This window comes from Pollutimonas subterranea, from assembly GCF_002849655.1.
Lineage (GTDB): Bacteria > Pseudomonadota > Gammaproteobacteria > Burkholderiales > Burkholderiaceae_B > Pollutimonas > Pollutimonas subterranea.
This window is the reverse complement of record NZ_PDNW01000005.1, coordinates 151,890-170,951: the sequence shown is the minus strand read 5'-3', so window position 1 is coordinate 170,951 and position 19,062 is coordinate 151,890. Positions and strand designations below refer to the sequence as shown.

The 19,062-nt window shown below is 59.2% G+C and carries 10 protein-coding genes and 1 tRNA gene; 7 read left to right on the top strand and 4 right to left on the bottom strand.

What is annotated here, in order from left to right:
- Positions 1-12: 12 nt before the first annotated feature.
- The 5 genes from nrdR to CR159_RS08050 all read left to right on the top strand — a co-directional run bounded on the left by nrdR (position 13) and on the right by CR159_RS08050 (position 3,461).
- The gene (gene nrdR / locus CR159_RS08070; protein ID WP_102073500.1) at positions 13-474 is read left to right on the top strand and encodes a transcriptional regulator NrdR; all 462 of its coding nucleotides are present in this window, start codon (positions 13-15) and stop codon (positions 472-474) included.
- On the top strand, positions 471-1,622 hold the full coding sequence (gene ribD, locus CR159_RS08065; protein ID WP_233208219.1) for a bifunctional diaminohydroxyphosphoribosylaminopyrimidine deaminase/5-amino-6-(5-phosphoribosylamino)uracil reductase RibD: 1,152 nt from the start codon (positions 471-473) through the stop codon (positions 1,620-1,622). The genes nrdR and ribD overlap by 4 nt, the downstream gene beginning before the upstream one ends.
- 9 nt (positions 1,623-1,631) lie before the next feature.
- Positions 1,632-2,255, top strand: coding sequence for a riboflavin synthase (locus CR159_RS08060; RefSeq protein WP_102073499.1), 624 nt, complete (start codon positions 1,632-1,634; stop codon positions 2,253-2,255).
- A gap of 109 nt (positions 2,256-2,364) precedes the next feature.
- Positions 2,365-2,455, top strand: a tRNA-Ser gene (locus CR159_RS08055).
- 301 nt (positions 2,456-2,756) lie between these two features.
- The gene (locus CR159_RS08050) at positions 2,757-3,461 is read left to right on the top strand and encodes a 4'-phosphopantetheinyl transferase family protein (RefSeq protein WP_158238524.1); all 705 of its coding nucleotides are present in this window, start codon (positions 2,757-2,759) and stop codon (positions 3,459-3,461) included.
- Here CR159_RS08050 and CR159_RS08045 read toward each other — a convergent pair.
- From CR159_RS08045 to CR159_RS08030, 4 genes are all read right to left on the bottom strand, one after another.
- Positions 3,458-10,480: a non-ribosomal peptide synthetase gene (locus CR159_RS08045; RefSeq protein WP_102073497.1), complete on the bottom strand. Its 7,023-nt coding sequence runs from the start codon at positions 10,478-10,480 to the stop codon at positions 3,458-3,460. The two genes, CR159_RS08050 and CR159_RS08045, sit on opposite strands and share 4 nt — an antisense overlap.
- Positions 10,477-13,761 (bottom strand): non-ribosomal peptide synthetase, encoded by a 3,285-nt coding sequence (locus CR159_RS08040; RefSeq protein ID WP_102073496.1) that lies wholly within the window; start codon positions 13,759-13,761, stop codon positions 10,477-10,479. The genes CR159_RS08045 and CR159_RS08040 overlap by 4 nt, the downstream gene beginning before the upstream one ends.
- A 114-nt stretch (positions 13,762-13,875) precedes the next feature.
- Positions 13,876-14,202, bottom strand: a complete 327-nt coding sequence (locus tag CR159_RS08035) for an antibiotic biosynthesis monooxygenase family protein (protein ID WP_199173267.1) — start codon at positions 14,200-14,202, stop codon at positions 13,876-13,878.
- A 202-nt stretch (positions 14,203-14,404) separates the two neighbouring features.
- Positions 14,405-15,259 (bottom strand): phytanoyl-CoA dioxygenase family protein, encoded by an 855-nt coding sequence (locus tag CR159_RS08030; protein ID WP_102073495.1) that lies wholly within the window; start codon positions 15,257-15,259, stop codon positions 14,405-14,407.
- Between the two features lie 170 nt (positions 15,260-15,429).
- On the opposite strand from CR159_RS08030, the gene CR159_RS08025 reads away from it, so the two are divergent.
- Together CR159_RS08025 and CR159_RS08020 are read left to right on the top strand one after the other, a co-directional pair.
- Positions 15,430-16,284 (top strand): thioesterase II family protein, encoded by an 855-nt coding sequence (locus CR159_RS08025; RefSeq protein ID WP_102073494.1) that lies wholly within the window; start codon positions 15,430-15,432, stop codon positions 16,282-16,284.
- Positions 16,285-16,337: 53 nt separating this feature from the next.
- A complete protein-coding gene (locus tag CR159_RS08020; protein WP_158238523.1) occupies positions 16,338-19,049 on the top strand; it encodes an ATP-binding cassette domain-containing protein in 2,712 nt (903 codons plus the stop codon).
- Positions 19,050-19,062 lie beyond the last annotated feature (13 nt).

Genomic DNA, 19,062 nt, shown 5'->3' with positions numbered 1-19,062 from the left:
GGCCTGCCAACCATGAAATGCCCGTTCTGTAGCAGCTTCGATACGCAGGTCATAGACTCCCGAGTCTCGGAAGAGGGCGACACGATACGTCGCCGTCGCCGATGCACGGCTTGCGATCGCCGCTTCACGACCTACGAGCGGGTAGAACTCGTCATGCCGGCCGTCGTCAAACGCAATGGCACGCGCGTCGAATTCGATGTCAACAAATTGCGCGGCAGCCTGAACCTGGCCTTGCGCAAGAGGCCGGTAAGCACCGAAGAAGTCGACGCGGCCGTTGCCCGTGTGCAGGAACTTTTGTTGGCCAGCGGCCTGCGCGAAGTGGGTACAGGCTACCTGGGTGAGCTTGTCATGAGCGAACTCAGGAAACTGGACCAGGTGGCCTACGTGCGCTTTGCGTCGGTGTACAAAAGCTTTGAAGACATCGGCGAATTCGTTAAAGCCATCGACGAAATCCAGGTTCCCCTGAAGCCGTGAACACCTCCATTGATGACGAACGCTGGATGCGCCAGGCCCTGACGCTGGCCGAAAGCGTCATGTACATCACTTCACCCAATCCCCGTGTCGCCTGCCTTATCGTGCGCGACGGTCAACTGCTGGCGAGCGGCGCCACCCAGATGGCGGGTGGACCGCATGCCGAGGTCATGGCCTTGCGCCAGGCGGCCGAGCGCGGCTTGGAAGTAGCCGGCTCAACGATCTACGTAACACTGGAGCCCTGCAGCCATTTCGGGCGCACACCGCCTTGTGTGGATGCCCTGGTTGCCGCGCGGCCGGCGCGTGTCGTGGTTGCGATGCACGATCCCAATCCTTTGGTGAGCGGGCAGGGCATTGCCAAGCTGCATGCCGCCGGCATACCGGTGACGACCATGGTCTGTGCCGCGGAAGCGCTGGCGCTGAATCCGGGATTTGTAGCCCGGATGACCCGCAAGACGCCCTGGGTGTGGTTAAAGCTGGCTGCATCGCTGGACGGGCGGATAGCCCTGGAGAATGGCCAGTCGCAATGGATTACCGGACCCGCGGCGCGCGCGGATGGACATCACTGGCGCGCCCGCAGTTGTGTGGTGCTCACGGGATCCGGTACAGTCAAGGCCGACGATCCGCAAATGAATGTGCGCCATGTGGACACGGCCCGTGCGCCCATCAAAGCGATTATCGACACCCGCTTCGAGGTCGACGAGAACGCCCGCATTTTCGATGGCACGCGCACATGGGTGTTTACCAGCCATAACGATCCCGCAAAGGCCGCAAGGCTGGCCGAGCGCAATGTGCAAGTCATCGAAATGCCTGCCGACGGCGCTCGTGTCAATTTGCATGCGGTCATGCACTGGCTCGGCCAGCATGATGTTAATGAAGTTCATGTGGAGGCAGGTTCGCGGCTCAGCGGCGCCTTGTTGCAGGCGCAATGTGTCGATGAACTGCTGATCTATACCGCGCCCGTATTGTTGGGCGCCGGCATGGGCATGGTATGCCTGCCTGGCATGGAAAACCTGTCAGACGCGCAGCGTTTCCAGTTCACGGATACACAAAGTGTTGCGCCTGATTTGCGTTTGCGGGCTAGGCATATTGATCGCTGGAACGCCTTGCTGCAAGCTGTTCAGCCACCGAACGCCAATCCGAATCATTAAGAGAGAAAAATGTTTACAGGCATCGTCGCCGCTGTCGGCAAAATCGTACGAGTTTCCCCCTTCAATGATGGCCAGGAAGACGCCGGCGTCCGTGTGGATATTAGTGCCGGTGGTTTCCTGCGCGACTCCAACAAGCTGGGCGACTCGATCGCCATACAAGGCGCATGCATGACCGTGGTCGAGCTGGGACCCGATGCATTCAGTGTCGATGTCTCGCGCGAAAGCTTGAACCGCACCGCCGGTCTTGACCAGCCGGGCGAAGTCAATCTGGAACATGCGCTGCGCATGGGCGACTCGCTCGACGGACATCTGGTATCGGGTCACGTGGACGGCATGGGCGAGGTCACGCGTTTCGAGCCCATAGGCGAATCATGGGATTTACGCATCGATGTTCCGACGGACCTGGCAAAGTACCTGGCCTACAAAGGGTCCATCACCGTCAACGGTGTAAGCCTTACGGTCAATCATGTGGAAGACCATGCCGCGGGTTGTGAGATCCGTATCAATCTTATCCCGCACACCGTCAAGGTAACGACGCTCAAGCACTTGCGTGCCGGTCAACGGGTGAATCTCGAGATCGACATGATCGCGAGGTATGTGGAACGCATGGTCGGGCTTCAGCATATCAAGTGATGGGCTTGGCGTAGTGCGCGCTTATGGTGCCGAAGAACGTGCAAAAGCCAAGATCAAAAGATTCTGTTAGAATGGCGGACTTCGCTTTTGTAAAAGAAAGCCCAGATTAGGACAGGTGGCCGAGCGGTTGAAGGCGCACGCCTGGAAAGCGTGTATACGTTTATAGCGTATCGAGGGTTCGAATCCCTCTCTGTCCGCCAGGAATACCTCTACGGTAGTACACAGAAGTCTACAAAACCCGCACAGTTCAAAATGAACTTCGCGGGTTTTTTTGTGCGCTACGCATAAGTGAACTTAATGAGGGACAGGCGGGATGTCGGCGCGCTGACTCGCATGCTGACACGTGGTCATAGCGGCATGTGATAAAAAAATCGACATATCAATAAAAAATGTTTAAAGTTTCTCTCGTTGTCGACATGTAAAAGCGTAGCGCACGCCTTTCGATATATGTTGAGATCGTGTGATTTTTCAACACTTTACTCTGGCAAAGGCCATGATGAAATGAGCGAGTCTGTCAGCCGCGAGATGTCGCTTTTGTATCCGCGATCAGGCGAGTGCGATGTCTGGATATTGCCGCTTGACTGTGACGATGCACGGACGACAGCATCGATGACCATGCTTACGCCGGCAGAACGAGTTCGTGCAAACGCCTTCAAGGTAAGCCCGCCGCGGCATCGGTTTGTACAGACACGTGCCGCCCTTAGGCTGCTGTTGGGGGCGTGTCTAAACGTAGACGCAAGTCTTGTTGGGATAGAGCAAGACGCCGGAGGTAAGCCGTCAATTCCGGAACGGCCCGATTGTCAGTTCAACGTGTCCCATTCCGGGGTGTATGCATTGCTGGCGATAGGGCACGGCCATGAGCTCGGCGTCGACATCGAGTGTCAGCGTGAGACCGGCGACCTGGACTTGTTGGCGTCGAACGTTTTGTCTCCGGGCGAGCAGGCCGTCTGGCATGCGTTACCCGAAGTCGCTAAATTGCCCGCATTCTTCTCGCTATGGACGAAGAAAGAGGCCCTGTCGAAGGCGTTGGGCCTGGGTATTGCCTTGCCCTTCCATACCCTGGACATTGGCGTGAACGTTGTGCTGGAGCCGGTGGCTGAAGGACCGCAACTCGTGTCGGTGCCCGATTACGGTTCATGCAAGCTGTATCCCTTATCGCTGCCGAGCGGCTACTCCGGTGCTTTGGCTATCCGGCAGCCACACTAAGCCGTATCCACCGTTGTTCCGCACTGTTCCATCAGGCTCGCGATTTCGCGCGCAACGTGAGCGGCGGTTTCGCGGCTCAACATGGTGACGTGGTCGCCATCAACGTAGCGCACGCGAACGGGCTCGCGGGTAAAGGCTTGCCATCCCAGGTCCGGCAAAACGAGCTGGCGGTGCTCCTTTTCGCCAAGATCCGATTGTTGGGGAGATCTTGCGCGTATCAAGGAAATAGCGAAATCTGCGCCAGCGCTAAGAGGAGGCCGGTAGCTTAAGTAGGCATCATATTGCACGAGGCTGGTTCGGTGAGCGCGCTCAAGCCAAGCGGCATCGGCGGCGAGGGGCAGCAGCCTGGCGGCATGCAGTCGTTCAACGGCGAACTCAAACCGTTGGGCGGCAGGTGTTGCGAGGACTTCGTCGAAAGACAGCACGGATTCAAGCCCCTGGAAGCGGGCGCGTACATCACCCATGCGAACGAGCCACAGCGCATGCGCTTGATCGGGATCTGTCGGCAAAATAGAACTTGCCTCGAGAGGGGCCGGTGTGTCGATGATGATGACATGCGCGGGCGGCTGCCCGCTCTGTGCCAATTGCCGCGCCATCTCGAAGGCGACGATGCCGCCGAAAGAGTAGCCGCCTAAGTGGCGTGGATGGTCCAGGCCACGTTGTGCCAGGGCGTCGAGGTTGTAGCGCGCGAGCGCTTCGACGCTGTTCAACGGTGTCTGGCCGACCTCGAGGCCTGCGGCTTGTACCGCCCAGAATGGAATCTCAGGCGGCATCGCGTACGCCAAATCGAGAAACACGCTGACGTCACCGGCAACGGGATGTATGCAAACCAAGGGTTCGCCTGCGCTGACCGTACCGGCATGCGTCCCGGCCCGGCTCATGGGCACGATGGGAGACCAGTGCTGACCCGATTCGATCGCTTGCGCCAGGCTTGCGATCGTCCGATGTTCCAGCAACAGAGAAATCGGGATCGAGCGTTCAAGCGACTGGCCAAGCCGCAAGGACAGTTGTACGAGCTCAAGCGAATTGAGCCCCATCTCCCAGAAATCGGTGTCCAGGTCGATTTGGCCGGTTTCCTCCAGACAGCGCTGTACGGCGCCAAGACTCGCGATGGTGTCGGCAATACGCGCTTCGGTGGTACTTCGTGGCCGTGTTTTCAACTGTATGGTGTGTAGTGGCAGGGTGTCCTCAAGAGCCGTTTCGGCAACCGCATTCGGTCGCGGCAGTTCTTGTATTGGGCCGTCGCCGATATTGGGCAAGGTGCGAAGAATCGCTCCCAGCGCTTCCAATACGGTGTCCAGGTTTTCAAGCTTGCGCCCGTCGTTGGGTTGCACCAGGGAAAGCACCAGACAATCCCCGGGCAGCGCGACAAAGGTCAAGTCATAGGCAGTCTTGAGGCGCGTATGCGTGGATTCCACCGACAGGCCTTCGGCCCCCGTCCACGCGCTGGTGCCCGAAGCCAGGTTTTCCACTACGACAAGGGTGTCGAATAATGGGCGGGAGTCGGCCCCGCTTGCACCAGCTTCAGCGACCATTGCAGGCGAAAGATGCGCATGACTTTGAAGTTGCACCAGCAGTGTCTGCATGGCCGCCATTCGTTCAGAAACGGTGTCCATATCGGCAAGGTGCAGGCGCACAGGAAGATTGTTGATAAACAGGCCGACGATGCGCTCTACGCCGGGGATGCCGGATGGGCGACCCGAAACTGTTGTCCCGAACATGACATCGTCCGTGCCCAGCCGCGCGCCTAACCAGACGGCCCATGCGAAATGCAGGACCGCAGCAAGCGTAAGACCGCGTCGGCGCGCAAAGGCTTGCAGCGCACGACTTGCCTGCACGTCCAGGGCGTGGTGTGCCGTGCTGAATGAGCTTGCGGTGGACTTGGCCGGCCCGCACAAGCGTCGGCGTGCAGGGAGGTCCTTCAGCAGGCCGGTGAAAAACCGCAGGCTGTCTCTTTGGTCGACCTGTTCCAGCCATGCAATATAGGATCGGAACGGAACGGGTGCATCGAACAAGGGGGGACGGCCGCTGCGATAGGTTTCGTAAGCAGCACGCACTTCGCGTTCTATCCTGCCCAGGCACCAACCATCCACGAGTAAATGGTGAAAGCTGGAAATAACATACACATCGTCCGGGGCCACCTGAACAAGGTGCAGTCGCACCAGGGGCGCTTGTTCCAATTGGAAACCGCGGCGCCGGTCTGCCGCAAGGAACTCCTCCAAGCGCTGCGCATCGAAACAGGGCCAGGCATCAGCGGTAATCGGTAGCGGTACGCGGTGATGTACTACCTGCAGGGGGCGAGGGAGCCCGCGCCAGTGGAAGGATGTACGAAGCACGTCATGCCGTTGAAATACGGTGGCCCAGGCATGGCGGAAGGCCTCCTGGTCCAGTACTCCTTTTATGCGCATGCAGCTTTGCTCGAAGTTCACTTCGGAGCGCGCGGCCGCAAGGCCATGGACCAGCATCGACTCCTGCATGGGAGAGAGCGGATAAATATCGGTGATGTCGTGCTGGCTGCCGATTAGTGTGGAAAGGCTATCCTGGCTCAATTTCGCCAAGGGGAAATCGCCGTGCGTGTAGAGCGGAGCGGTGTGGTCCAAGGCGAGATCTACGATAGCGCGCAAATTGACTTCCACGGCATCGAGCAAGCGGCGTACGTCGCCGGAAGGCTTGCTTCCGACCCAGGAAAGGCTCAGCCCCGTCCCGGTTTCCCGGACGGCCAGTATGTCCTTGACAGAGGTGCTGAAGGTCGGAAGGGAATGAAGGCGTACGCTATGGTCGTCAGGAGTGGGAGACCGACTTATGCCCACCGTAGCAGCCGGCAACGCGAAGGTCTGACCGAGAACGCGCCACACTCCGGACGTAGAGGCCACGCGCTGACGCTCCATCTTGATGGAGCGCAGCCGCCGGGCCATGGGAATAGCGCCGATGGGTGCCGTCACGAGATGGATGCTATCCAGATTGCCCACCATTCCTGCCACGCTGGGTGCATCCGATGGGAGGCAGCGCTCGGCGTCGACAGTCTCGATCAGGACCGGACCGTCGTGTGGCTGAATGTTCAAAGCCGCAGATAAGGCGGCGGCGAGTGCATCTAATAGGGTGATGGCTAGCGTGGCCGGCACGGTTGAAGTGAGGGCGCGGCTCGTTGCCTGATCGAGCACGCGCGGCGTCGTCGCCTCGTCTCGCTCGGCAATGGTGGCGGGGCCGGATAGTGATGAAGGGTGAGCGAGTGCGATGTCTTCAAGCACGGTCAGTCCTTCGCCAGCCGCCTGCGCGTCGGCATGCTTGCCCAGCCATTCCAGCCATTCGCCGAATGCCGTTGTGTCTGTATGGTCGGTGAGCACTGCGTGCCCGTGGCCGAGCACGATCCCGAGTTCGGCGGCAATAGTTAATGCACTGCGCTCATCCGCTACGGCACGGTGCAATGCCAGGATGACGATGGGCATTTTCCTGGCGCCACGGTCGACGAGCGTGGCTGCGACGACGACTCCGTTTTGTGTGTCCAGGCCTCGACCGATACGCGCGGCATGCATCTTGACCCAATCGTCGAGTCGGTCTTGATTCAAGTCCGGAACGTCGACGATGCGTATGGGCAGTTGTGCGACGTACGCCATGATCTCCAACCGGCTGGTCTGTTTATCGTGCACCCATCGCAGCCGCAAGGCCTCGTGACGCTCGGCCAGGTGCTGGATGGCCATAGCTAGCTCTACTGCTGCTATGGGACGGCTTACCTCGAGACTGACAAGGATAAAAGGTTGCGTTTCGTGCGTATGGGATGCCAGGGGGACAAGCTCGGCGGGGAACACCTGTTCAGCTGCGATACGGCGTTGAGGCGGGCGCATAATGACAAGGGCCTCAGCAAGTTGCGCGATCGTTTGCAGTTTGAATATGTCGGCCGGCGTCAGTTTCAGTCCCGCATCGCCTGCACGGGCGGCCATCCTGATGGCGAGAATGGAGTCGCCGCCAATGTGAAAGAAGTTGTCATGGATGCCCACGATATCCAGACCCAGGATCTTCTTCCAGATCGCATGCAAACAACGCTCTTTTTCGTTGCGCGGAGCAACCGCTTGTTCGTTGCGGTCGAAATGATGGACTTCGACGGATGGCAGCGCTTTGCGGTCGATTTTTCCGTTCTGGTTCAGCGCCAGCGCGTCGACCGTCACGTAGGCCTGCGGAAGCATGTGCGAAGGCAGCAAGGCCTCGAGGAACTGTCGAAGGTCACTGGAAGCGGGGCCTGGCGCGCCATTGGGCGCAACATAGGCAATGATCTGACGTTCGCCCGCGGCGAGGCGCGGGGCCGCGACGTGTACGGCGCGCAATGACGGGTGACGTAGCAGTGCCGTTGCAATTTCGTTCAGTTCGATACGAAACCCGCGCACCTTGACTTGGTCGTCGCTGCGCCCCGCAAACAGCAGCGTGCCATCGGGACTCCATCGTCCGTAATCGCCGCTACGGTACATGCGTGCCGATCCGCCGATGAAGGGATCAGGCAAGAAACTGGTTGCGCTGCGTTCCGGATCACCGACATAGCCCAGTGCGACGCCGTCTCCGCCGACGTAGATTTCCCCGGTGACGCCGACAGGCAACGGTTGGCCGTTAGGATCAAGGACGTAGACGGTGCTGTTGGCAATCGGCCGGCCGATGGGTACGGACAGACTGTCGTCGGGAAGCGCTGCCATGTCGAAGCAAGTGCTAAACGTCGTGTTTTCCGTCGGTCCATATCCGTTCAACAGGCGCAGCTGGCTATTGGCGGCCGCCCGCAGAACGGACCGGGCAGCGTCGGGATTGACCGTATCCCCGCCAGTGATGACGAGGCGGTCGCCCGCAAAAACGGAAGGATCGATGTCGGCGATTTCATGGAACAGACCGGCGGTAATCCAGAGCAGTGAGATCGATTCGTCCTGTAGCGTGCGCCGTAACTCCGTTACGTTCAGAACGGCTTCGCGTTCGATGATAACGGCCGTCCCGCCGTTCAGAAGCGGGGCCCATATTTCGAGTGTGGATGCATCGAACGATGGGTTGGAGTAAACCGCGGAGCGCGTATGCGGCCCGAAAGTTGCATAGTCGTTGCCGCGGACCAGTCGCACGATGGCCCGGTGTGAAATCGCGACGCCCTTGGGTTCGCCGGTCGAGCCCGACGTGAACATCACATACGCAGGATCGCCGGATTGTGTTCGCACAGGCGCGTGGGCCTGTGCCGCACCGGCATCTGAGTCGCCGCTTGCGTTCAGTTCGTGACAGAGCAGATTGGGTATGTCGCCAAGATCTTCCTCCTGACCCTCAGATACCACGGCGATCCGTGCATGGGCCGTGCTCGCCAGGCGCGCACGGTGTGTGGCGGGATGTGTGGGGTCCACGGGCATGTAGGTCCCGCCGAGGCGCAGGATGGCCAGGACCACGGCAATGAAATCGGCCGATAGTGGGAGCGAGACCAGGATGGTGTCTCCCGGTTTGCAGCCGGCGTTCACTAATCCTCGCGTCAGTCTCTCGGACCAGCACGCCAATTCACCATAGCTGGTGCGCCGGCCTCGATGCTCGATGGCGGGTCTCAGTGGCTCGTTGGCTGCTATTCGGTCGAACAAGGCAATGATGGACTGGTCCGCGGGATACGGCCGGCGCGTGTCGTTGAATCGTTTGATGAGCGCGCGACCAGATGCTTCGTCGATGAGCGGTATCCGCCCCACTGGCAGCTGCGGTGATTGAGCAACCGCCTCCGCGGCGCTACCGAACCAAGCCAATAAGTTTTGAATCGTAGAGGACTCGAACAAGGCGGCGTCATAGCGGCACCATAATTCAAGATGCTGGGCGGTGTGTCGATAGACCACCGATAGATCGCCCTTTGCCGTCTGCTCGACATGGTCGTCGATGACTTCGAAACACGCCCCATCCAGCGCAGTGACGGGCAATTGACTGTCTTCCAGGCTGCCGAAAAGCACTTGCATCAAAGGTACTGTATTGCCCTTGCGCTCGATATTGATGCTCTGTACGATTTGTTGAAAGGGGGTGTCACGATGCGCAACGCCCTCACGGAAGGTGGATTGCACGGATTCCAGTAGTGCTTCGAAGCTTTTCCCAGGGTCACAGCCGACGCGTAGCGGCAGGGTATCGACGAGCAAGCCGATAAGCGGTGCCAGTTCCGATCGGGTGCGTTTGGAAACCGGCACGGTGATGACCAGGTCTTCGTTTGCACTCCATCGGTGAAGCACGGCATAGAACACGGCCAGAAAGGCAATGAAAGGTGTTGTACCTGCCGCTCTGGCCGTGGTGGAAAGGGCATCACCGATCGCGGCGGGCAGGGTGATGCGCACTGTTTTTCCTGCTTGGCACGAAGGCGGGGGGCGGGGATGGTCCAGTGGCAGGTCCATGAGCGGGGCAACGCCGCGTAGCGCATTCTGCCAGTACGCCATGGCCTCGGCGAGGGCCGGCGCGTCGGGATTGGCGAAGTTGTCCTGTTCCCAGTCGGCATAGTCGGAATACTGCAGGGGAAGATCGTCCCAGGCGGGCGCCAAACCCGTCGTTGCCGCGTTGTAGGCACAAACGAGGTCCTGCAAGAACAGCGGCAATGAGCCGCCATCGGCGATGGCGTGATGGAAAACGACAGCCATGTTCAGGGAGCACTTGGCGATGGCCGCGTCGTTGGGAACCAGCAGGACGGCAGCTATGAGCGGTGGCTCCGCCATGTCAAAACCCTGCGCCACCATTTCGTTCACTTTTTCGGCTACCTGGCGGCACCAGTGTTCCCGCGAGGTCGCGGCGATATTCGCGATCGGCATTTTGAGTGGCAGGTGATCACGAACAGCCTGGACGGGCACATCGTCCACGAGGGGTAGCGCGGCACGCAGCACGTCGTGACGGTCGACAACCGCCTGGAGGGCTTGGGACAAGGCCGTCGTGTCGACGTCGCCAGATATTTCGATGATCAGGGGTACTGCATACTCAGCACGATCAGGCTGAAGAATGTCGAGGTAGCGGAGTTGGCGTTGTGCGAATGAGGCGGCGGCGATGTAGCCGCTGCTCAAGATGCTTCCCCTGCGGTTGCGGACGTTGCCGCCAGGTCGACGCGGTTCCGCTGTCGCTTGTGTATCGTCGGACTGGTGTCAGTACCCCGGCCTTGGACGCGGCTAACGAAGGCGTCCAGCTGCGGAGCTTCGAACAGGTCGATAAGGTCGGCCGCCAGCTTGAGCTCGCGTCGTATGCGTGACACCACTTGCATGGCGTCGAGCGAGCGTCCACCGATTGAAAAGAAATCGTCGTGCCGACCTACCGCGGGGCAGCGCAGGACCGATTGCCATATCGTCGCGATGGCTTGTTCGGCTTCGCCTTCGGGAAGAACCGTTCCGGCCTCTTGCCCTTTGGGGGCGGGCAAGGCATGGCGGTCCACCTTGCCGGTGGCGTTCCGTGGCAAGGCATCATGGAAAATGATGTGGTTCGGCACCATATAGCCCGGTAAACGTGTGCGAATGTGATGGAATAGCGTTTCGCGGGTGGGGAGCGAGGGTCCGGCGACATGCGCCACGATCGTAGCCGATGCGTCCGGTGTCGCGCGAAATACCCGGGTGAAACTTTCCAATACGCCTGCATGGCCGGCAAGGGTTGCGTCGATTTCGGCGAGCTCGATCCGGTAGCCGCTCACTTTCACCTGATCGTCATTTCGTCCGTGGAAATTCAGTTTGCCGTCGAAGCCTAACGATACGCGGTCTCCCGTGCGATAGACGGTACGGCAATGGGGTTCGTCGTGAAAGGGATTTGCCATGAAGCGTTCTGCGGTCAGCTCGGGTCGTCCGATATAGCCGCGCGCGATACCAGGTCCGGCAATAAGCAGCTCACCCACCGTCCCGGGCGCGCACCGGCGACCGCGGGAATCGACCACGTACGCTCGTGTGCCGGGAATGGGGCGGCCGATGGAAACAGGGCCCGTCTGGCCGGGGTCACAGCGTTCGACGGTTGCCCATACCGTTGCTTCGGTAGGCCCATATTCATTGCTTAACATCGTATTCGGCAACGCGGCATAGTGGCGATCAACCAGTTCTCGCGGGCAGGCTTCACCAGCCACCACGGCTAGCTTCAAGCTCTGCAGAAGCTTTGGCAAGCCACAGGAAATCAGGAGACTCCATTGCGATGGAATCATGATGGTTTGCGTCACGCCTTCGTCGTGGATCAGCGCGGCCAGCCTGTCGGGATCAGCCGCCACCCTTGCTTCGGGTAGTACAAGTGCACCGCCGGTCGCTAATGTTCCGAATATACCGGTCACCGAGCCGTCGAAGTTCAGCGGGAAGGTCAGGAGCAAGACCTCGTTAGGCCGATTGGGGTAAGCGTTGACGCGCGCAGCGACGTGATAGCCAAGATTCCCATGTGTGATGCATACCCCTTTCGGACGCCCGGTAGAGCCTGAGGTGAAAATTACGTAGGCTTCATTGTCGTCTTCAGGGAAGGCCAAGCTGCTCAAATCGGCGGCCAGTTCGACGTCCGAGCGGGGTTCAAGGTCTGGCAGGCACAGGGCATCGAAGCCGCCAATACGCTTCGGCTCTTGGCTTAGAACAACTTTGATGCCCGCTTCTTCTAGTATGGAAGCCTTGCGCTCGTCCGGGGCATCGAGATCAAGCGGTACGTAGGCGGCTCCTCGCATCATGATCCCGAGGATGGCGGCAATGGCCAAGGGTGCGCGCTCGAGATGCAGGGCTACGCGGTGCCCTTGTGCTACGCCGTGCTGGGCCAGCCAATAGGCGATTCCCATGGCGCGAGATGCAAGCTGAGCATAGGTGAGTCGTTGCTGTCCGTGAACCACTGCTGCGGCGTTCGGTTGGCTTTCCACGTTGCGCACGAGCAATTCGAGCACGGAGGGGTGCTTCATCGCCGCGAGCTGCTGGTCGAGTGCATCCATAGGGAGCGTATCGATCAGCTGCGCAGGCATGACGTCGATGCTGCTGACGGCCTGCGAAGACGCCTCTGGTAGGGCGTAGAGTGCGACTTTCAACATGTTGAGGCGCAATGCGGCCGATGCTGCGCTGTGGCGCGTTTCATCGAACATTAGCTGGAGTCTCAAGCCGGTTGCGGTGCGCTCTACCATCAGGTTGAGCGGCATGTCCGGCAGCGTGATGTCGCCGGTTTCGATCACTATGAGGCCGGTGCCGTGGAAGGCTTTTGCCTCGTCCAACGGGTAATTCTGGAACCCCAGCAGACTGTCGAAGGGCAGCGTATTGCCCGGCCGCTTCAGCAGGTCGCGGAAGTCGTCCATACCGATCAACCCCGCATCGCGCGCGGCGGCGGCCATTTCTTGCAAGCCTTGTAGCCACTGCAGTAATGGCGTGTCGTCGATACGTGCCAGAACGGGCTGTATCTGTATTTGCACGCCAACCAGACTCGTGTTGCCGCCCTGTTCGAGCTCGGGCGGTCTTATTGTTTCTACCGCGCCAAAAAGCGCGTAATCGTGTCCCGCAATCCGACTCTCTACCAGGGCCCACGCGGCTTGCATGAGAGTATTCAGCGTGACGCGGGCCGACTGAGCGAACCGGCCAAGACCTTGCACTGCAGAAACAGGCACGTCGACGCACAAGGATCGTATGTCGGGCGACGACGTGTCCTGGGCCGGGGCATAGCGTGGTTCATGTGGGAGGTTTTCGGGATACCCGTTCGCCAGCGCGCCACGCCAGTATTCGAGGGCGGCACCGCGGTTCGTCGATGCTTCCCAGTCCACATAGGCCCGGAACGCGGGCGCTGGGGGCAGATCCTGCGGCAGGTGGTTGCGCGCCGCTTTGTACAAGGTGAAGACTTCGTCCAGAAGAATGCCTAGCGACCAGCCATCAACGGTGAGGTGGTGCCGCGTCCACACGACAATGTGTCGTGCCGGCGCAAGCTGGATCAGCGCGATGCGCATCAAGGGAGGCTTCTTGATGTTCAGTGGTCGGCTCCGGTCTTGTGCCAGAAATACATCCAAGGCTTGACGCCAGTCGGATTCGTCTTGCCAGTCGATCACTGTGAGCGTCAGCGAGGCTTGACGGTGAACGACCTGAAAGGCTTGATCCTTGAGATCCCAGTGAAAGCCGCTACGCAGCGCAGTATGGCGATCGACGACACCTTGCCAAGCCGCGGCAAATGCGTTCTTGTCAAGTTCTCCGTCCAGGACCGCCCACCATTGGCCGATGTATAGCGCTTGATCGGGAAATGCGACGCAGCGCAACAACAATGCGTGTTGCATACTGGTGAGGGGGTAGGCGTCTTCGATGGGACGGAGGGAGGGCTGTGCAGCCTGGGATCTTGCGGCTCCCGGCACGGAGCCCGTTGGCGCGTTTGTGGCAGTCATACTTATTCCTGGCAGTGACCAGAACGACTTGAAAGTCGAATTTTGGAGCGATGGGAAGACAACGTGTCCGTATCGTTCTGGGGGAACGGTAAGGACGGAATCTCCCCAAAGTCCTTACAGGCTTTCTATGTAGAAGCCTTCGCCCTTGACGTCGCCTTCGGTGAACTTCATGAACTTCTCGACCCAGTGTCCGCCCGTTTTGGCGTTTGGATTGGTAGACAAAGCGTCGAACGAGGCCTCGTCTTTCCAGACTGTCGCAAGGCCGAACATGGAGGAGTCTTTCTTGGAACGCATCAGACCGAAACCGACCAAGCCAGGAATGTGGTCACCGGGTTTCGAGCCGTCGTTGGGAAGCAGGGATTTTTCAAGCAGTGCGCGGGCGTCTTTCTCGTTGCCCGCTTTGATGTTGGCGCGTGTAATCGTCAAAAACATTTCGGCCATGACTAATAATCCTTAGGTTGATTGATATAGGGGCGAAATACTGCTGATGCATGCGAGGCAACTGAACGTTGCTCGTTTAGAGCTCAAGCACGCTGAGGGCAGTCTATGCGTTCCGCCTAAAATCTGTCAACAATAGAAATTTTTATTTATGTTTGGTTGCTTGTCTGGCAACCATGTGTAATCGGCGGCGGCTGCAGGCGCTTTAGCGGTCGCGTTCCGATAGCGACAAACCCGTGAACTCGGGGAAGAGGGGGTCGTTGAGTGGCTTGCCCACTTCCAACTTAATGCCCAAGTTGCCCAGCATGTCGACCATGCGGCGTCCGTGTTCCGAGACGACCGTTTCCCGGGTTACCCAGCGGGTAATGAAACGCCGCACCGGGTGCGCGAGGTGATTGCCGGGAGCGCCGTGGATGGTTCTTGCGTCGAATACGACACAATCGCCTGGTGCCATCTCCCAGCCGATGATGTCATAGGCATCGCGGTCGGACTCGATGTCAGGTAGTTTTCCGAATTTGTGCGCGTCGGCGCGTGTCGTGTCGCCATGAAACTCGGCATAGAAAGCGTCGGAAGCGGACGCATTCTTCGCATCAAAAAAAGACTGCGGCATCAGGGACTGGCCGCACAGGTGAGAACCACGTACAAATTCCAATGTGGCGGCGCGCGGGGTTGGGTCAAGCGCCACCCAAACCGAGCAGAAGGGACCGGTCAGGACGGTGTCATGATGCCACGGCGTTCGTTCCGAGCTGCCGGGCTGTTTGAGAAACCAGGTGTCCTGAGCCAGATGCACGCGCGGCGATTGCAGTGCCAGGGCGGCAATACCAGCTGCTGGCGACTCCATACAGAAACGATTGAATTCTGGAATGTGGCGACGCGACCACATATCGGAGAACGCGCTGTTGGCGCCATCGCCCAGGTTTCTAAAGAACGGACCGGGATCCGACATGTTCCGCTCGATCCCACGCCGTGCAAGTTCTATCCACTCTGCGTCGAAGGCATTTTTTATGCACACGGCGCCATCCACGGCGAACTGTTTGCACCACGAGGTTTGCTTGTCCATTCAAGTCTCTCGATAGTGTCGGGAGGATATCCCGACGGGCTCGTGCGGTCGCGGCAGGCTCACCGCAGAATCACGCAAGGTTGGTATTGAGGAAAAAAAAGTACCAAAACAATCTTGCAATAGTAACCTGTACGAAGTAATTTGATACGGTTTGTTAAAGGGGGGGCACAATGATGGAATCGGCGGAAAGCAGTATTGACATCAGGCTTACTCCCTGGCCGTGGCTCGCCCAGTTGCGTCCGGCATGCATAGGCGAACCGATGTATCTTTTCTTTCCGCACGCTGGTGGATCACCTCTCTCTGCGGGAGCCTTCGCTGCGGCCCTGCCGCAGACCAGTGGTGTGATGGCCGTGAATTTGCCTCGCGTGCAAGCTGACGGCCCGCTACCGAAAAGAGTCACGCAAGCCGTAGGGCCGTTGGTGGCTGTTATCCAGTCATGGCTGGCGGATTCGACGCCTCATCCCCAATGCCAGCGACTGCTACTGGTGGGAAACAGTTATGGCGCGCTGCTTGCGTACGAAGTCGCACGACAATTGACCGATCTGGCGTTGCCGGTCGAGCGCCTGATCGTATCGGGGTTTCGCTCACCCGCCGCCCTCCCCACTGATACGCCGCTGTATCGACTGCCTTCGGATCTGTTGTACGCCGAACTGCGGAGCCGCTTCGGTTCAACGCCGAGGTCGCCGAGCGACGAGCATCTCAGCCTCGAAGAGGCGCTAAGGGCCGATCTTGAAGCTTGCGATACCTATCGGCATGCCGCTGTCGCGCCGCTGCCGATTCCTGTTGAAGTCCTGCACATGATCGACGATCCATCCATATCACTTCAAGACCTCCAGGAATGGCAGGCCGTCACCGCGCACCCTCTACGGGTCAGCCGCGTTCGTGGCGGTCATTTTCCGTGGGCCACAGAGGCGCGCACGCTGGCTCCTCTCTTTACCCAATTGCTCCAGAGCGGCGATGTCGAGTCCGAAGACGACACGTCCACCGCGCTGGTTATATCAAGCGACAAAGAAGGCCGTACATGAACAAGCAGGAGCAGGGCAGTTGGAAGTACATGTTAAATGGCCGTAGGAGTAGGTTGATACGCATTGCAACGCGCGCGTTTGCCCTTCTCGGCATGCCTCCCGATCCGGCCAGCCAGCAAGTAGTGTTGCAAGTATTGTCGGAGTCGCGACAGCGGCCTAACAGCAGCAACGAAAACGAACTCATCCGGCGTATTCTTGTCGACTATCTTGATGTCCCGGCCGCCTCGCTTCCGATACTCGCCACGGCATTGGAACACTTGCTCATTGTCAAAACCGGCGGCGAACCCGAGACCATCGGGCTGGCCGCAGCAAGTGATCTTCAGGGCTTGATCGACCGGCTTGCCAAGGACCGTCCCGAGCGTGGCGATCCCGCTCGCGCAGCCTCCTTCGTTCGGTTTGTGCTGGATACATACGGCGTCAAGGGCTTGACCGCATTCGCCCAAGGCTTCGAGCCGGGCCGGACGGTCGCCGAGGTGTGTCGCGCTACGCTGAATAAATCGGTCGCCATGCTGGAGCTCCAATGGGCGGAGTCGTTGTCGCGAGAGCAGTCTGCCAAAGGTGTGTGGCCCTTCATGCGGTGGACGGCCGCCCAGCTACGCCCCTTTCGATTATTTTGTACCTTGCTCGCGATCGGCATTTTTATCCAGACTGTGTATGCCATGCTCATGCCGCTTTGGCTTAACCAATTGTTTGACGAGGGCATAACGCCGCAGAATGCCGAGGTGATCTGGCGCACACTGGCCTACCTGATAGGCGGGTTCTTGGTCACTGCAATGGCAGGCCTGGCCATCGATTTCAGTGTCAGCGCGCTTGGGCCCAAAGCGCTCAACAGCGTCCGGCAACGCGGCTTTGACAAGCTGCTGGCCCTCTCGTCGCGTTCTCTCAGCCGTTTCCAGAGTGGCGACATCGTCTCGATTTTTACAAACGACATTTTCGTGGTCGAGAACGCCGTCGTGCGGGCCATACCTGGCATCGTGTCGAAGGGTTTCCTGATGCTGGGCTCGCTGATTACCGCCATGGCGCTGGACTGGCGCATGGCCCTGGCCACCATATCGTTGCTGGTCATTGCATTCTGGGCGCCGCGGATCGTGGGCCGCTACGCGATCAAGGCTTCATACGCACGCAAGATCGAAGACGGCAAGATTGTCGGCTTCATCAAGGAGACGGTGCAGTTGCTGCCGGTGATACGTACGCTCGATATCGAGCGGCATCGCCGAGCCACCTTCGATGACCGCAGCCAGACGATTTACGATGCCAGTTATCGCCAGTATCTTCTAGGCGAACTCACTGGACGCGTGACGGTGTTCGCGATCAGTGCTGCCCAGCTTGGCATCATTGGTTTGGGAGCGGTGCTCTCATTGAACGGCACGGTGTCGGGTGGCGTCGTGGTCGCCTATATCGGCCTGCTTCTGGCGATAGGCGGGGCTGCTGGCGGTATCGCCGCATTCCTTCCCGTGGTCATCCAGGCGATAGGAAGCTGGCAACGCATCGAGTCGCTACTTGAGCATCCCGCCGATGTACCGGCAACGGTAAACGGCGCGCCTCTCGATAAGCCGCTATCCAGGCTTGCTTTGCGCGACGTTTCTTTCAGCTACACCGGCGAACGCCTGAACCTTAACGAGGTCAGCTTCGAGACTGCTGTGCCGCGTCGGATCGCCTTGGTGGGTCCGTCAGGATCCGGCAAGAGCACCATCATCAATCTTTTGTCGCGCAACTACGATGCCATTAATGGCAGCATTATGCTGAATGACACGGATATCCGTGAAGTCGACAACCAAAAGCTTCGATCACTGATGGCTGTGGTCAGCCAGGATACAACCCTCTTTGAGGAGTCTATCGCCTACAACATCCGGATAGGAAGGCTCGACGCGACGGATGCAGAGGTGGAACAGGCTGCTCGCGCCGCCGAGATCCATGATTTCATCGCCGGATTGCCCAATGACTATGACACCAATGTGGGCGAGGGCGGCAAGCTGCTCTCGGGAGGGCAGCGCCAGCGCATCGTCATCGCACGCGCCTTTCTGCGCAACCCGCAGATACTGTTGCTGGACGAAGCTACTTCTGCCCTGGATGCTGAAGCGGAAGCGGCGATCAACGAAACGCTCACGCGTATCAGCGCCGACCGTATGCTGTTTTCGGTCACGCACCGTCTTTCGTCTTGTCGCGATATGGATTGGATCTGTGTGTTTAAAGATGGAAAAATGGTGGAGACAGGTACGCACGATCAGCTGTTGGAGCGCGGTGGGGTCTACGCCGGGATGTGGGAGAAGCAATCCGAGATTGCCATCGGCAATGCTGGCCGGGAGGTCGCTATCAGCATTGAGGGCTTGCGCAAGATTCCCCTGTTTGCTGGTGTGTCCGAACAAGAACTCCATCGCATACACGGATTGCTACGGGTAGAAGAGGTGCCGGCCGATACCGTACTTACTGAAGAGGGGGCCACCACGGGGCGTTTTTACATCATTGCCCGTGGATCGGTGGATAGCAATGTTGCTCGCCGTGACGGTACGAGTGTCGAGATGGAGATACTCGATGTCGGTGATTTCTTCGGAGAGTTTGCACTGCTCGAAGGGATTCCCCATCCCACGACTTGCCGGACACGTCTCCCGTGTCTGCTGCTTTCCCTCAGCCGCCACGATCTCAGCCAGGTCGCTGACCTGGGACGGAGCTCTCTCGAGCAATCATCGCTAGAGAAGGAAATCGCCGCGACCTTGGATCGGCGTCTGGACGCCAAGCTCGAAAAACTTCTTGGCCGCGCTGCATAAAGATAAGGAATGC

What these genes read in the sequence shown, in the direction of transcription:
- CR159_RS08060 (WP_102073499.1), top strand. Translation starts at nt 1,632, where the DNA reads ATGTTTACAGGCATCGTCGCCGCTGTCGGCAAAATCGTACGAGTTTCC.
- CR159_RS08040 (WP_102073496.1), bottom strand. Translation starts at nt 13,761, where the DNA reads ATGACTGCCACAAACGCGCCAACGGGCTCCGTGCCGGGAGCCGCAAGA.
- CR159_RS08030 (WP_102073495.1), bottom strand. Translation starts at nt 15,259, where the DNA reads ATGGACAAGCAAACCTCGTGGTGCAAACAGTTCGCCGTGGATGGCGCC.
- CR159_RS08050 (WP_158238524.1), top strand. Translation starts at nt 2,757, where the DNA reads ATGAGCGAGTCTGTCAGCCGCGAGATGTCGCTTTTGTATCCGCGATCA.
- CR159_RS08025 (WP_102073494.1), top strand. Translation starts at nt 15,430, where the DNA reads ATGATGGAATCGGCGGAAAGCAGTATTGACATCAGGCTTACTCCCTGG.
- nrdR (WP_102073500.1), top strand. Translation starts at nt 13, where the DNA reads ATGAAATGCCCGTTCTGTAGCAGCTTCGATACGCAGGTCATAGACTCC.
- CR159_RS08035 (WP_199173267.1), bottom strand. Translation starts at nt 14,202, where the DNA reads ATGGCCGAAATGTTTTTGACGATTACACGCGCCAACATCAAAGCGGGC.